Source organism: Actinokineospora guangxiensis, assembly GCF_042657845.1.
In the GTDB taxonomy this organism is placed as follows: Bacteria; Actinomycetota; Actinomycetes; order Mycobacteriales; family Pseudonocardiaceae; genus Actinokineospora; species Actinokineospora guangxiensis.
The window spans coordinates 37443-52150 of sequence record NZ_JBHSKF010000013.1 but is presented as its reverse complement, the minus strand read 5'-3'; the positions used below and the strand labels follow the sequence as shown (position 1 = coordinate 52150).

The following is a 14708-nucleotide window of genomic DNA, read 5'->3' as shown; positions in this document are numbered from 1 at the left end:
AAGGGGGCGCCGTCCGGCTTTGGCCGGGCGGCGCCCCTCGCGTGTAGTCGTCTCCGGGGCCGGAGTCGGCTCTCAGGGTGGGTGTGGGAGTGTTCGGCCACCGCGAGGCGACGCGTCGAGCGGACGCACCCCAAGGAGACCTCCCCGATGTCCGTGCTGGCTCGGCTGAGCCTGGCCAACCGAAGCCTCGTCGGGCTGCTCAGCCTGCTGGTCGTCGGTTTCGGCGTGCTCGTGCTGCCCTCCATCAAGCAGCAGCTCTTCCCATCGATCGAGCTGCCCGCCGCCGTCGTGATCGCCCCCTACCCCGGGGCTGCGCCGGACCTGGTCGACAGCCAGGTCGCCGAGCCCGTCCAGGCGGCCGTGCGCGGCATCGACGGCGTCGAGCAGGTCTTCACCCGCTCGGCTGAGAGCTCGGCGACGGTGCAGGTGACCTTCACCTACGGCACCGACATCGACGCCGCAGTCACGCAGCTGCAGCAGGCCGTCAACCGGCTCCAGCCGCGCCTGCCCGACGGCGTCGAGCCGACCGTCGCGCAGGGCAGCACCGACGACATCCCGGTCATCGCCCTCGCCGCGACCTCCGGCGACGACGACATCGCCGCCGCGGCCCGGCTGCGCGCCGAGGTCGTGCCCGCGCTGGAGGCCATCGCCGGCGTGCGCGAGGCGACCGTCAGCGGCGAGCGGGACCGTCAGGTCACCGTCACCGTGGACTACGCCAAGCTCGGCGCGGCGCGCGTCGACCCGCAGGCGCTGACCGCCGCGCTCGGGGCGGCGGGCGCGGTCGTGCCCGCCGGGTCGGTCGCCGACGCGGACAAGACCCTCACCGTGCAGGTCGGTGGTCCCGTCGCCTCGCTGGACGAGCTGCGCGGCCTGCTGCTCACCGGGCAGGCGGGCCCGGTGCGCCTGGACGACGTCGCCGACGTCGAGTCCGCGCCCGCCGCCGCCACCGTGCTCACCCGCACCGACGGCGAGCCCACCCTCGGCATCAGCGTCACCATGACCGCCGACGGCAACGCCGTGGAGATCTCCCAGGAGGTCCGCGGCAAGCTCGCCGAGCTGGGCGCGGCGGCGGACTCCACGCTCACCGTGGCCTTCGACCAGGGGCCGGAAGTGGAGAAGGCCATCAGCGGCCTGACCACCGAAGGGTTGCTCGGCCTGCTGTTCGCCGTCATCGTCATCCTGCTGTTCCTGATGTCGCTGCGGTCGACCCTGGTCACCGCGGTCTCCATCCCGCTGTCGGTGGTCGTCGCGCTGATCGCCCTCTACACCGTCGACCTGTCGCTGAACCTGCTCACCCTCGGCGCGCTCACCATCGCCGTCGGCCGGGTCGTGGACGACTCGATCGTCGTGCTGGAGAACATCAAACGGCACCTGAGCTACGGCGAGGACAAGCAGCGGGCCGTGCTCGAGGGCACCCGCGAGGTCGCGGGCGCGGTCACGGCGTCCACGCTGACCACCGTCGCGGTGTTCCTGCCGATCGCGTTCGTCGGCGGTATCGCGGGCGAGCTGTTCGGGCCGTTCTCCATCACGGTGACGGTGGCGCTGCTGGCCTCGCTGCTGGTGTCGCTGACCATCGTGCCGGTGCTGGCCTTCTGGTTCCTCAGGCGCCCGGCCGTGCCCGACGACCCGGAGGAGGCCGAGCAGGCCAGGCAGGCCGCGCTGGAGGAGGAGCGGCGCAGCCCGCTGCAACGTGCCTACGTCCCCGTCCTGCGGTTCGCGACGACCCGGCGCTGGCTGACGCTGCTGGTCGCCGGGGTGATCTTCGGCGGCACGCTCGGCCTGGCGGGCGCGCTGCAGACCAACTTCCTCGACAACGCGGGCGGCACCGCGCTGCAGGGCAGCCAGAAGCTCCCCGCGGGCACCAGCCTCGCCGCGCGCGACGACGCGGCCCGCAAGCTCGAAGCCGTCCTCGCCGACACCGGCGAGGTCCTGACCTACCAGGTCACCGTCGGCACCGACACCTCGCTCGCGGCGTTCGGCTTCGGCGGCAGCGGCGACACCCAGGTCCGCGCCACCGTGCGCGAGGGCACCGACGTCGACGCGCTGCAGACCCGCCTCACCGACACCCTCAACGGCACCCCCGGCGCGGGCGAGGTCGCCTTCGGCGCCGCCGCCTCCGGCTTCGGCTCGGACACCATCGACATCCTCGTCACCGCCCCCGACGCCGGCGTGCTGGGCACCGCCGCCGAGCAGGTCCAGGCGGCGGTGACCGGCGCGCCCGGCGTCGGCGAGGTGACCAACGACCTCGCCGTCAGCGCCCCGCGCGTGCAGGTCGACGTCGACGCGACCGCCGCGGCGGCGCGCGGGCTCAGCGAGCAGGCCGTCGGCCAGTTCGCCGCCCAGGCGCTGCGCGGCGTCCCCGTCGCCGAACTGCCCGTCGACGGCGAGCCCCAGCAGGTCCTCCTGCGCACCGGAGCCGCCCCCGCCGACGTCGCCGCCCTGCGCGCGCTGCCGCTGCCCGGCGGCGTCACCCTCGGCCAGGTCGCCGAGGTGACCGTGGTCGACGGCCCCGCCCAGGTGCGCCGCACCGACGGCGCCCGCAGCACCACCGTCTCGGCGAAGGTCACCGGTTCCGACCTCGGCGCGGTCACCGAGGACCTGACCGCCCGCCTGGACGCCCTGGACCTGCCCGCGGGCGCGGAGTACTCCCTCGGCGGCGTCAGCGCCGAACAGGCCGAGACCTTCGCCGACCTGGGCCTGGCGATGCTCGCGGCCATCGCCATCGTCTTCCTGATCATGGTGGCGACCTTCCGCAGCCTCGTGCAGCCGCTGATCCTGCTGGTGTCGATCCCGTTCGCCGCGACCGGCGCGATCGGCCTGCTCCTGCTCACCGGCACGCCGCTCGGACTGCCCGCGCTGATCGGCATGCTGATGCTCGTCGGCATCGTGGTGACCAACGCGATCGTGCTGATCGACCTGGTCAACCAGTACCGCCGCGACGGGATGCCGGTGCGGGAGGCGGTGATCGAGGGCGGCAGGCGCAGGCTGCGCCCCATCCTGATGACCGCGGCGGCGACGATCTTCGCGCTGCTGCCGATGGCGCTGGGCATCACCGGCGAGGGCGCGTTCATCGGCAAGCCGCTGGCCGTCGTGGTGATCGGCGGACTGATCAGCTCGACGCTGCTCACCCTCGTTTTGGTGCCCACCCTGTACTCGCTGACCGAAGGCCGGAAGGAGCGCAAGCAGGCCGCGGCCTGAGCGGTCCAGGACTGGTGCGCGGGTCGGCGGTCCGCGCATCGGTTCCGACCGCGGTCCCCGACGCCTCACGGCGCTCCTCATCGCCGGTCTTCGCCTCGGCTGACTGGCCTGTCGGCTCGGCACCGGCAGGCGGCAGGCGGTGCTGGCACATATCAGGCGCCCGCCCGCGCGGCGGGCGGTGCGGCCACCTCGATCACGGCGCTGTCGGTGGAGGTCATGGCGACGACGCTAGGCCTGGCTCCGCCGCTGCCGCTTCTCGATTCCTGACCGGTAGCGCGGCGAGGTCGCGGTCGATCGCGGCGGTCTCCGCGCCGTTGCCGAGGGCGGCGTAGATGGCGCGCGCCTGCCGCCACGAGTCCGCGGCGATGTCGTGCGCGCCGAGCCGCGTCTGGGCGGTGCCGACGGCGCGCAGGGTGTGTGCCTCGACGTGCGGCAGCCCGTGGCGGCGCTGCACGGCCAGCGACCGGATCAGCCGGTCGAGCGCCGTTTCCGGGTCGCCGCGCAGCAGGTCCGATGTGGACATGGCGCGCAGGGCGAGCGCGGCGCCGATCTCGCTGGACATCGCCTCGGCGAGGGCCAGGGCTGCGGCCAGGTGCTCGTCGGCGTCGGGGAGCCCGGCCAGCGCCGAGATCTCGCCCAGCTCGATCAGCATCAGCAGCTCGCTGGAGCGCACGCCGAGCGCGCGGGTCAGGCGCAGGCCGTCGGCCAGGATCGCGGCGGCCTCGGCGTGGCGGTCCTGGTCGCGGCGGATGATCGCCAGCGTGCGCAGGGCGACCAGCTCGTAGGCGTTGTGCCTGCGGCCGCGCGAGCGCGCCAGGATGTCGGCGAAGCGCTCGGCCGCGGTGTCGATGTCACCGCGCAGCCGGTGCACGAGGCCGAGCACGCTGAGCGCCACCAGGTCGACGATGCCGCCCGGCTCCGCGTGCTCGCGGGCGGCCCCCGCCAGCCCGGTCGCCTCGTCGAAGGCCCCGTGGTTGATCGACGCGACGGCGATGAGGACCCGCGCCTCGGCGCTGCCCCGCACCAGGCCCGCCGCCTCGCTGATGGCCAGCGCGCGCCGCGCGTGCTCGGCCATCGCGGCCCCGCGCACCACCGGCAGGCTGTAGCGGTAGGCCAGGTTCCTGGCCATGGTGAACGCGCCGACGCCCGTCGGGCACGCGGCCAGACACGCCGTGTGCGTCTCGTCCCAGTCGTCGTAGCGCTCGCGCGCCTCGTAGAAGCCCGCGCACGCGTCGGCCAGCCGCCACGCCTGCTCGGCCCACCCGTCCCGGCAGGCCCGCAGGATTGCGGCGCGCAGCTGCGCACGCTCGGCCTCGAACCAGGTGACCGGCTCGTCCAGCAGGCCCGGGGGAATGGCGGGCAGGGCGCGGGGTGCTTCCGCGGGCGGGGGCAGGGTGCGGAAGGGCAGGGCGCCGTCGGCGGCGAGGGCGAGGGCGAGCCAGGCTTCGGTGGCCCGCTCGACGCACGCCCGCCGCTGCTCACCGGGCAGCTCGGCGGCGGCGCGCTCGCCCGCGTAGAGGCGGATCAGGTCGTGCATGCCGAAGCGGGGCTCGCCGGTGGGGTCGGTGCCGACGGCGGTGAACAGCCGCGCGTCGACCAGTTCGTCGATGGCCAGCTCGGCCTCGGAGAGCGACATCCCGGCGGCCACCGCCGCCGTCCAGCAGGCGACGGTGTCCAGGCCGAGCAGGCCGGTGACGAGGAAGACCCGCAGCGCGGGGGCGCCGAGTTCGGCGCAGGTCAGGTCGAAGCAGGCGCGGACGCCGGTGTCGCCGCTGGTCAGCAGGTCGAGGCGGGCGTGCCGGTCGGCGAGGCGCTCGGCGAAGCGGGCCAGGCGCAGGTCGGGGCGGCGGGCCAGCCGGGCGCCCGCGATGCGGATGGCCAGCGGCATCCGGTCGCACAGCCGCACGACCGCGCGGGCGTCGTCGTCGTCCCACTCGCGGGACTGCCCGCCCGCGACCTCGTGCAGCAGCGCCAGGGCCGCCGCCGTGGGCAGGCCGCCGACGTCGACCCGGTGCACGCCCGCCAGGCCGGGCAGCCGCGACCGGCTGGTCACCAGGACCCCGCAGGTGCCCGCGCCCGGCACCAGCGGGCGCACCGCGGCCTCGGTGGGCGCGTTGTCCAGCACCACGAGCACGCGGCGGCCCGCGCTGCGGCTGCGGTAGAGGGCGGCGCGCTCCTCCAGGCCGTCGGGCACGACCGAGCGGTCGACGCCGAGGCCGACGAGGAACTGCGCCAGCACCTCGGCGGGCTGCGCGGTGCTCAGGTCGGCGAAGAGCTGGCCGTCGGGATAGCGCGGGACGAGGTCGTGCGCGGCCCGCAGGGCGACCGCGGTCTTGCCGATGCCGCCGATGCCGGAGACCACGCAGACCGGCACCGGCCGCGCGCCGCCCGGCTCGCCCAGCAGCTCCGCCAGGGCCGCCAGCTCGCGCTCGCGCCCGGTGAAGCCGACGACGTCGGCGGGCAGCTCGGCGGGCGGCCACCACTGCTGGGCCTGCGCGGCGGGCTGGGGGACCTTGGGGGCCGAGGTGATCCGGTGGGCGCCGCGCCACCTGGCCTGCTCGTCGCGGTCGGCGCCGAGCGCGGCGACGATGTCGACCAGCAGGTCGACGTCGATTCGCTTGCGACCGGGCTGGAAGCACTCGTAGACCGTCACCCGGCCGGGCCGGTCGCCCTCGGGCAGCCCGCGCGCCGCCCGCACGGCGGCGACGCTGTCGCTGATGCGGCTGAACGACGGGTTCCCCGCCCAGGCCCGCAGCTCGCGCAGGCGGGCGCACAGGTCGTCCAGTGTGGTGACACCCTCGGGCGACGGCCGTCCTGCCGGGTCGTGCCCGTCGCCCACCACTGCACCCCTCGCCCCGCCGATCCGGTCCCGGGGACATCCAACCACGACGGTCGCGGGGCGAGCGCGCCAATCCTGCAGAATACGCCCCGGTAAACGCCGGAGCGACATTTCCGAACGAACCCGAATGACCCGATTCGTTACCTGGGCGATTTTCCCGAAAGCGCCCGTCGCGGTTCAACCCGCCGACTAACATCCGTACCAGAGACGGCGCAGAAGTGGGAGAGCCATGACCGATCAACCGCACGGATATCCTCCGCAAGGCAACCAGCCGCCTGTCAGCGGCTCCTTCCCGACGGTCGGATATCAAGGCTCGGGCTACCCGGTCTCGGGCCCGCTGCCCGCGCAGACCCCCGGCGGCGGATTCCCGGCCTCGGCCCCGGCCCCGAAGAAGGGCCGCGGCCCGCTCATCCCCGTGCTGGCCGTCGTGCTCGCCGTGTCCCTGGCCGCGGCGGGCGTGATGCTGTTCCTGTGGCTCGGCGCCGCCGACGACGTCAAGACCGCCGAAGACCGCCTCCAGCAAAGCACCACAGCCCTCTCCGACCGAGGTGCGAAAGCCGACGAAGCCGTCGCCACCGCCGAGAAGGCCGAGTCGGACCTGTCCAAGGTCGAAACCGAGAACCGCGACCTCCAACAGGAGATAACCACCCTCAGAAAGTGCGCCGAACCAGTCCGCGACGCCCTGGCAGCGGCAGCGGCGAAGAACGACACGGCACTGAGCAGGGCCGTCCGCGGCATGCTCGACAACTGCTGAGCCCGGGAGCAACACGATGACCTACCCCACCCAGAGCTGGTCCGCCCAGCCCCCCGCGCCTCAGCAGCAGGCCCCCCGAAGCAAGACCCCCGTCATCACCCTCGCGGTCTTGGCCGTCGTGGTCGCCGTAGCCGCGGTCCTGTTCACCGTCTTCTACTTCAACGCCCAATCCGAGGCCGACCGCCTCACCTCGGCCCAGACCACCGCCGAAGCGGACCTCACCCGGGCGAACGACCGCCTGGAGCAGGCCGAGACCAAGGCCGAAGCCGCCCAGAGCGACCTGACCAAGGCCAAGAGCCGCACGTCATCCCTGGAGTCCGAACGGGACGACCTGGCCACCTGCACGGACGCGGCAGGCCGGTACCTGGACACCAAGCCGGACACCCCCCAGCGCGACGAATGGTTCAAGAAGATGCTGGAACGGTGCCGCAACACGTGAGTTCGTGGCTCGGTGGGCGAGGCCTGCCGGGTGATCAGCCCCGCCCTGCCGAAGTGTCGGTGGGGCGGGGCTGATGTGTGGGTGGATGTGGTTTGGGCTGGATGGGGGAGTGGTTGGTGGGTGGCAGGGCTTGGGCAGGCGGTTGGCGGTAGCGGTGTGAGCTGGTTTGGCCGGCCGGCTCAAGGCTTCAGCTCCCTGCCAAGTGTCCGATGGGGTGGATTCGCCTCGGCGGGGCCCCTGCGAACAGGACCTACCGAGTCCTCTCCTTCGCATACAACGACTTCGACCACGCATACCCCACCACGGTCAACACCACACACCACCCCAAAGCCCACCAAACACTGTCCCCCACAGGAGTCCCGAACAACATCCCCCGCATAGTCTCGATCACCGGAGTGAACGGCTGGTGCTCAGCGAACACCCGCAACCACCCAGGCATCGAGTCCGTCGGCACGAACCCACTTCCAAGGAACGGCAGCAGCATGAACACCATCGGCGTGTTGCTCGCCGTCTCCACCGACTTGGCCGCCAGACCGAACCCCACCGACACCCACGTCAGCGCCACCGTCACCAGCAGCAGCAACCCGGCGGTCCCCAGCCACCCCAGCAGTCCGGCGCTGGGCGAGAAGCCCACCAGCAACGCCACCCCCGTCACCACCGCCAGCCCGAGCACGGTCTGAATCACGGTCCCGATCACATGCCCGGCGAGCACGGAAGCCTTGCTGATGGCCATCGTCCGGAACCGCGCGATGATTCCCTCGGTCATGTCCATCGCGACCGACACCGCGGTGCCGAGTGCCGCGCTGGCGACGGTGATCAGCAGGATGGCCGGGGTCATGTACCCGATGTACTCCGACCGCCCCCCGCCGATCCCGTTGCCCAGGGTGCCGCCGAAGACGAAGCCGAACAGCAGCAGGAACAGGATCGGCTGGGCCAGCAGCATGATGGTCAGCGACGGGTACCGCTGCATCCTGCGCAGGTTGCGGCGCAGCATCGTCGTGGAGTCGCGTACCGCGAAGGACATGGTGGTCATGGGACCAGCTCCCGGGTAGGGCCGGTCCGCTGACCGGTCAGGCTGAGGAAGACGTCGTCGAGGTCGGGGGTGTGGACGGTGAGGGTGTCGACCGGGACGGCGGAGGCGTCGAGTTGGGCGAGGACCGCGCGCAGGGCGGGGACGGTGCCGTCGGTCGGGACGCGCAGGGCCAGGGCCTCGGTGTCCGGAGTGGACCCGGCGAACAGGTCGGCGGCGCGGTGCAGCGCGGTGGGGTCGGCGAAGCGCAGGCGGAGGTGGCCGCCCGGTACGCGGCGCTTCAGCTCGTCCGGTCGGCCCTCGGCGACGACGCGGCCGCCGTCGAGGACGGCGACGCGGTCGGCGAGCTGGTCGGCTTCCTCCAGGTACTGGGTGGTGAGGAAGATCGTCACCCCATCGGCGACCAGGCCGCGGATGATGTCCCACATCGTGCGCCTGCTCCGCGGGTCGAGTCCGGTGGTCGGCTCGTCCAGGAAGATCACCGCGGGGTCGCCGACCAGGGTCATCGCCAGGTCGAGTTTGCGGCGCATGCCGCCGGAGTAGGTCGCCGGGGTCTTCCCGGCGGCCTCGGTCAGCTCGAAGCGGCCCAGCAGCTCGGCGGCCCGCGCCCGGCCCTCGCGGCGGGGCAGGTGGTGCAGGTCCGCCATGAGCTGGAGGTTCTCGGCGCCGGTCAGCAGGGTGTCGACCGCGGAGAACTGGCCGGTCAGGCCGATGGCGGTGCGGATGCCGTCGGGGTCGGTCGCCAGGTCGTGGCCCGCGACCGACACCGTGCCCGCGTCCGGTCTGATGAGCGTGGACAGGATGTTGACGGTGGTCGTCTTGCCCGCCCCGTTGGGGCCGAGCAGGGAGAACACGGTGCCGGGCGCGACATCCAGGTCGATGCCGTCGAGCACGGCCTGCGAGCCGTAGGACTTGCGCAGTCCGCGCGCGGTGATGGCGGGTGTGCTCATGGTGGTCCCCTCAGGTCAGGAGCGGCGGATGGCGCGGCGGATGACGATGTCGCCGAAGGACGTGGCGGCGTGGACCTCCAGCTTGTCGACCGTCTCGTCCGGCGACGTCGACTCGGCCATCTCGTTGCGCACGTGGCCGAAGCGGGTCTTCACGTCCAGCCAGGCCGCCGACCCCTCGTGGATGCCGATCTCGATCTCGCCCATGGCGGTCTCCAGGGAGAGCGCGCCGCGCACGGCGTCGAGGACCCGCACCGCGCCGTTGGCCGTCTTGGCCTCGACGGAGCCGTCGGCGTGCTCGACGACGATGTCGCCGTTGGCCGAGCGCACCCGCACCGGTCCGCCGACCGAGCCGATGGTGGTGGTGCCGTTGGAGTTCTTGACGACCGCGCCGCCCGCGACCGCGCCGAGGCGCACCTGCCCCGAGCTGGTGGTCAGCTCGGCGTTGCCGTCGATGCGCTCGACCACGATGTCGCCTGCCCCGGTGGCGGCGTTCAGCTCGGCGACGTGCTCCAGCACGAGCTTGCCCGCGCCGGACTTGTAGCGGCACTCGGCGAGCCTGCCCGCGGTGTTCAGGTCGCCGACACCGGCGCCGCCCTCGACCCGCGAGCCGGTGGGCAGCTCGACGGTGACGTCGATTGAGCGGGTCTTGTTGGAGAAGTCGAGCGCGCCCCGGCGCGGTCCCTTCACGGTGAGCGTGGTGCCGGAGAACTCCACGGTGGTCTGCTCGGCGGCGCGGACGTCGGAGGGGTTGGTGGGGTCGGTCGGGCGGACCTCGACGACGGTGTCGGCGCGGTCGCTCGCGATCACCGTGACGAGCCCGACGGCGGGCTCCAGGTGCGCGGTGATGGGTCCGGGCGTGGCGAAAGAAGGCATGGCTGTCCCCTCGGATGTGGTCTTGGTGGTGTTTGTGCTGGTCAGGCGGCTAGGTCAGCGGACCCAGCCGGTGTAGCGCTGGGAGGTGCGGGTGCCGCTGGAGACGGCGGGCGGCGGTGTGCTCGCGGAGGTCAGCGCGGCGCTCGCCGCCCGGACGATCCAGGCGTTGACCGACCGGCCGCGCTCGGCGGCGGCCTCCTCGATGCGGGCCTTGAGGTGCTCGGGCAGCCGCAGGTTGATGCGCACCATGACCCCGTCCTCGTCGCCTGCGGATTCCTCTGGCTCCGGTGGTGCCACGGATGGTGCCACGGGTGGTGCCACAGAGTGTGCCGCCGGCTCGGCAGGTGCGGGGGTGACCGCGAAGGTCGCTTCGCCCGCCCGCAGGCGGACCTCGACCGACCCGGGCGCGAGGTCGCGGGTGATCTCGTCCGCGGCTGCGGAGAGGGCATCGAGCAGGGTGAGTCGGATGGCCGACGCCAGCGGTGCGGTCAGGCGCTCGGCGAGCGCTCGGGCATCGTCCCCGCCCGCTTCGGCGGCGATGGCGAGTTCCCGGCGGACGGTGTCGACGTAGGGCGTCAGATCCATGGCACCACTGTGGCACACGTTTGGTGCCACAGCAACCCTGAATGGCTCCTCGGGGTGCCGTAGGGGGCAACCCCGCGCGGAGTGCCAACAGTCCACGCACCGTGAGCTGCTCCCCACGGACGAGTGAGGCGGGCGTCTCACCGCCATCAAGACCGCGTAAAGGTCCGCCGCCTGGGTGTCAAGGAGCCGTCAGGTGTCGCGGACGGTGACCGCGGGCGCGGCACGCTCCCAGCGTCGGAGTCACTCGGATGTAGCGGAAGGGAGCGCGTCATGGCCGACCTGGCCTACGCGTTGCTGCTGATAGGGGTTTTCGTGGTGCTCGTGCTGGCGGTGCGCGGACTGGAGCGCAGGTGAGCGGGGTCGTCGCGAACGCGGTCGGCGGCGTCGTGGCGCTGGGGCTGCTGGTCTACCTGGTCATCGCGCTGGTGAAACCGGAGAAGTTCTGATGTCGCCCACCGCCGCCGGTCTGGCGCAGGTCGGCATCCTGCTGGGCGCGCTGGCGCTGGCCTACCGCCCGCTCGGCGACCACATGGCGCGGGTGTTCTCGGCCAAGGAGCACACCAGGGCCGAGCTGGCCGTCTACCGGCTCGGCCGCATCGACCCGGACGCCGGGCAGCGCTGGACGACCTACGCGTTCGGCGTGCTCGGCTTCTCCTTGGCGGGCATCGTCCTGCTGTACCTGGTGCAGCGACTGCAATCCCTGCTGCCGTTCGCCTTCGGCCGCGGCGATGTGCCGCCCGGGATGGCGTTCAACACCGCCGTCAGCTTCGTGACCAACACGAACTGGCAGTCCTACGTGCCGGAGACGGTCATGGGGCACACGGTGCAGATGGTCGGCCTGACGGTGCAGAACTTCGTCTCCGCCGCCGTCGGCCTCGCGGTCGCGATGGCGCTGGTGCGCGGGTTCGTCCGCACCCGCACCGACCGGCTCGGCAACTTCTGGGTCGACCTGGTGCGCGGCACCCTGCGCGTGCTGCTGCCCATCGCGTTCGCCTTCGCCGTCGTGCTGGTGATCACCGGGGTGACGATGAGCCTCCAGTCCGGTGTCGCCGTCGACGGCCAGACCGTCGCGCAGGCCCCGACGGCGAGCCAGGAGGCGATCAAGCTGCTGGGCACCAACGGCGGCGGCGTCTTCAACGCCAACTCCGCGCACCCCTTCGAGAACCCCAACTCCTGGTCCAACCTCATCCAGATCTTCCTGCTGACGGTCATCCCGGTCTCGCTGACCCGCACCTTCGGCACGCTGGTGGGGGAGCGCAAGCAGGGCTACGTCCTGCTCGGCGTCATGGGCGCGATCTGGTCGGCGATGCTGGCGCTCATCTGGGCGGCCGAGGCGAGCGGGCTGCGGCCGCTGGAGGGCAAGGAGCTGCGCTTCGGCGTCCCGGCGTCGGCGCTGTTCGCCAACGCCACCACCGGGACCTCGACCGGCGCGGTGAACTCCATGCACGACAGCTACACCGGCCTCGGCGGCGGTGGCGCGCTGCTCAACATGCTGTTCGGGGAGATGACGCCCGGCGGCGTCGGCACCGGTCTCTACAGCATCCTGGTCATGGCGGTCATCGCCCTGTTCCTCGCCGGGCTGATGGTCGGCCGCACGCCGGAGTACCTGGGCAAGAAGCTCGGCCGCCGCGAGGTGACCGCCGCCGCGGTGTCCCTCCTGGCCATGCCCGCGGTGCTGCTCATCGGGGCCGGGACCGCCGCCGTGCTGCCCGGCACTGCCGCCGCCCTGAACAACCCGGGCGCGCACGGCCTGTCCGAGATCCTCTACGCCTACGCCTCGGCGTCGAACAACAACGGCAGCGCGTTCGCCGGGATCACGGTCACCTCCGACTGGTTCCAGGCGTCGCTGGGCGTCTGCATGCTCATCGGACGGTTCCTGCCGATCGTCGCCGTGCTGGCGCTGGCCGGTTCCCTGGCCGAGCAGCCGAAAGCACCCGTCACCGCAGGCACGCTGCCGACCACCGGGCCGCTGTTCGCCGCGCTGCTGGGCGGCGCGGTCGTGCTCGTCGCCGCCCTCACCTTCGTCCCCGCCCTCGCCCTCGGTCCCATCGCGGAGGCCATGCTGTGACCACTCGTCCGCTGCTGGCGTCCGCCCCGGACGCCCTGCGCAAGCTCCACCCGCGCCACCAGCTGCGCAACCCCGTCATGTTCGTCGTGTGGGTCGGCTCCGTGCTGGTGACCGTGCTCGCGATCGGCGAGCCGTCGGTGTTCACCATCTCGGTGGCCGCCTGGCTCTGGCTGACCGCGCTGTTCGCCTGCTTCGCCGAGGCCGTCGCCGAAGGCCGCGGCAAGGCCCAGGCCGACTCGCTGCGCAAGACCAAGACCGACGCCGTCGCCCGCCGCCTGCGCGGAGACAGCACCGAAGAACGCGTGGCGGGCACCGATCTGCGCGTCGGCGACCTGGTCGTCGTGGAGGCCGGTGAGCTGGTCCCCGGCGACGGCGATGTGGTCGAGGGCATCGCGACGGTGGACGAGTCGGCCATCACCGGCGAGTCCGCCCCGGTGGTGCGTGAGTCCGGCGGCGACCGGTCAGCGGTCACCGGCGGCACCACCGTGCTGTCCGACCGGATCGTCGTCAAGATCACCGCCAAGCCCGGCGAGACCTTCGTGGACCGGATGATCGCCCTGGTCGAGGGCGCCGAGCGGCAGAAGACGCCGAATGAGATCGCGCTGACGATCCTGCTCTCCACGCTGACGGTCATCTTCCTGCTCGCCGTGGTCGCGCTGCAGCCGTTCGCCGTCTACTCCGGCGGCGAGCAGTCGGTGATCGTGCTGGCCGCGCTGCTGGTCTGCCTCATCCCGACGACGATCGGCGCACTGCTCTCGGCCATCGGCATCGCGGGCATGGACCGGCTCGTGCGCCGCAACGTGCTCGCCACCTCCGGCAAGGCGGTCGAGGCCGCCGGCGACATCGACACCCTGCTGCTGGACAAGACCGGCACCATCACCTGGGGCAACCGCAGGGCGACCGAGCTGATCCCCGCGCCCGGCGTCGACGTGGCCGCCCTCGCCGAGGCCGCACGGCTGTCCAGCCTGGCCGACGGCACCCCGGAGGGGCGCAGCGTGGTCGAGCTGTGCGCCGAGCGCCACGGCCTGCCCGCGACGACCTCCGAGGCGGAGAAGGCAGGCGTGTTCGTCCCGTTCTCCGCGCAGACCAGGATGAGCGGCGTCGACATCGGCGGGCGCAGCATCCGCAAGGGGGCGGCGGGCGGGTTCGACCTCGCGCCCGAGGTGCGGACCGTCGTCGACGAGGTCTCGGAGGATGGCGGGACCCCGCTCGTGGTGGCCGACGGCGACGCCGTGCTCGGCGTCATCCGGCTGTCCGATGTGGTCAAGCCGGGCATCTCCGAGAGGTTCGCCGAGCTGCGGTCCATGGGCATCCGGACCATCATGGTGACCGGTGACAACCCGCTGACCGCGCGGGCCATCGCCGCCGAGGCCGGGGTGGACGACTACCTCGCCGAGGCCAAGCCCGAGGACAAGATGGCGTTGATCCGGCAGGAGCAGGAGGGTGGGCGGCTGGTCGCGATGACCGGTGACGGCACCAACGACGCCCCCGCCCTGGCCCAGGCCGACGTCGGTGTCGCGATGAACACCGGCACCTCGGCGGCCAAGGAAGCCGGGAACATGGTCGACCTGGACTCCGACCCGACCAAGCTCATCGAGATCGTGGAGATCGGCAAGCAGCTGCTGATCACCCGCGGCGCGCTGACCACGTTCAGCGTCGCCAACGACCTGGCCAAGTACTTCGCGATCCTGCCCGCGATGTTCGCCGCCATCTATCCGCAGCTCGGTGGCCTCAACGTGATGGGTTTGGCGACCCCGGAGTCGGCGATCCTGTCGGCTGTGGTGTTCAACGCGCTGATCATCGTCGCGCTGATCCCGCTGGCCCTGCGCGGTGTGCGCTACCGTCCGTCGAGCGCTTCGGCGCTGCTGCGGCGCAACCTGCTGGTGTACGGGCTCGGCGGTGTCGTCACGCCGTTCCTCGGCATCTGGCTGATCGACCTGCTCGTCCGACTCATCCCCGGGATTGGGTGACC

Annotated in this window: 11 protein-coding genes; 6 read left to right on the top strand and 5 right to left on the bottom strand. The window is 72.5% G+C overall.

Features of this window, described 5'->3' with window-relative positions:
- Nucleotides 1–147: 147 nt before the first annotated feature.
- Nucleotides 148–3198, top strand: a complete 3051-nt coding sequence (locus ACFPM7_RS22700; protein WP_378249737.1) for an efflux RND transporter permease subunit — start codon at nt 148–150, stop codon at nt 3196–3198.
- Between the two features lie 214 nt (nt 3199–3412).
- Here the strand turns inward: ACFPM7_RS22700 and ACFPM7_RS22695 are convergent, their stop codons facing one another.
- Nucleotides 3413–6037: an ATP-binding protein gene (locus tag ACFPM7_RS22695; protein ID WP_378249736.1), complete on the bottom strand. Its 2625-nt coding sequence runs from the start codon at nt 6035–6037 to the stop codon at nt 3413–3415.
- Between the two features lie 229 nt (nt 6038–6266).
- Here ACFPM7_RS22695 and ACFPM7_RS22690 point away from each other — a divergent pair, with 229 nt between their 5' ends.
- Both ACFPM7_RS22690 and ACFPM7_RS22685 read left to right on the top strand, forming a co-directional pair.
- Nucleotides 6267–6791: a hypothetical protein gene (locus tag ACFPM7_RS22690; RefSeq protein ID WP_378249735.1), complete on the top strand. Its 525-nt coding sequence runs from the start codon at nt 6267–6269 to the stop codon at nt 6789–6791.
- 16 nt (nt 6792–6807) lie between these two features.
- A complete protein-coding gene (locus tag ACFPM7_RS22685; RefSeq protein ID WP_378249734.1) occupies nt 6808–7230 on the top strand; it encodes a hypothetical protein in 423 nt (140 codons plus the stop codon).
- A 250-nt stretch (nt 7231–7480) separates the two neighbouring features.
- Here ACFPM7_RS22685 and ACFPM7_RS22680 read toward each other — a convergent pair whose 3' ends face one another.
- The 4 genes from ACFPM7_RS22680 to ACFPM7_RS22665 are packed head-to-tail and all read right to left on the bottom strand — an operon-like array spanning nt 7481 to nt 10668.
- Nucleotides 7481–8263 carry an ABC transporter permease gene (locus ACFPM7_RS22680; protein ID WP_378249733.1) on the bottom strand — a complete coding sequence of 261 codons (783 nt, stop codon included), beginning with the start codon at nt 8261–8263 and terminating at the stop codon, nt 7481–7483.
- A complete protein-coding gene (locus tag ACFPM7_RS22675) occupies nt 8260–9210 on the bottom strand; it encodes an ATP-binding cassette domain-containing protein (protein ID WP_378249732.1) in 951 nt (316 codons plus the stop codon). The genes ACFPM7_RS22680 and ACFPM7_RS22675 overlap by 4 nt, the downstream gene beginning before the upstream one ends.
- A 15-nt stretch (nt 9211–9225) precedes the next feature.
- Nucleotides 9226–10083 (bottom strand): DUF4097 family beta strand repeat-containing protein, encoded by an 858-nt coding sequence (locus ACFPM7_RS22670; protein WP_378249731.1) that lies wholly within the window; start codon nt 10081–10083, stop codon nt 9226–9228.
- Between the two features lie 54 nt (nt 10084–10137).
- Nucleotides 10138–10668 carry a toxin-antitoxin system HicB family antitoxin gene (locus tag ACFPM7_RS22665; RefSeq protein WP_378249730.1) on the bottom strand — a complete coding sequence of 177 codons (531 nt, stop codon included), beginning with the start codon at nt 10666–10668 and terminating at the stop codon, nt 10138–10140.
- Nucleotides 10669–11018: 350 nt separating this feature from the next.
- Here ACFPM7_RS22665 and kdpF point away from each other — a divergent pair, with 350 nt between their 5' ends.
- From kdpF to kdpB, 3 genes are read left to right on the top strand one after another with little or no spacing between them, the layout of a single operon-like run.
- Entirely contained in the window at nt 11019–11114 is a 96-nt protein-coding gene (kdpF, locus tag ACFPM7_RS22660; RefSeq protein WP_378249729.1) for a K(+)-transporting ATPase subunit F, read from the top strand.
- On the top strand, nt 11114–12736 hold the full coding sequence (gene kdpA, locus ACFPM7_RS22655; RefSeq protein WP_378249728.1) for a potassium-transporting ATPase subunit KdpA: 1623 nt from the start codon (nt 11114–11116) through the stop codon (nt 12734–12736). The genes kdpF and kdpA overlap by 1 nt, the downstream gene beginning before the upstream one ends.
- On the top strand, nt 12733–14706 hold the full coding sequence (gene kdpB / locus ACFPM7_RS22650) for a potassium-transporting ATPase subunit KdpB (RefSeq protein ID WP_378249727.1): 1974 nt from the start codon (nt 12733–12735) through the stop codon (nt 14704–14706). The genes kdpA and kdpB overlap by 4 nt, the downstream gene beginning before the upstream one ends.
- Nucleotides 14707–14708 lie beyond the last annotated feature (2 nt).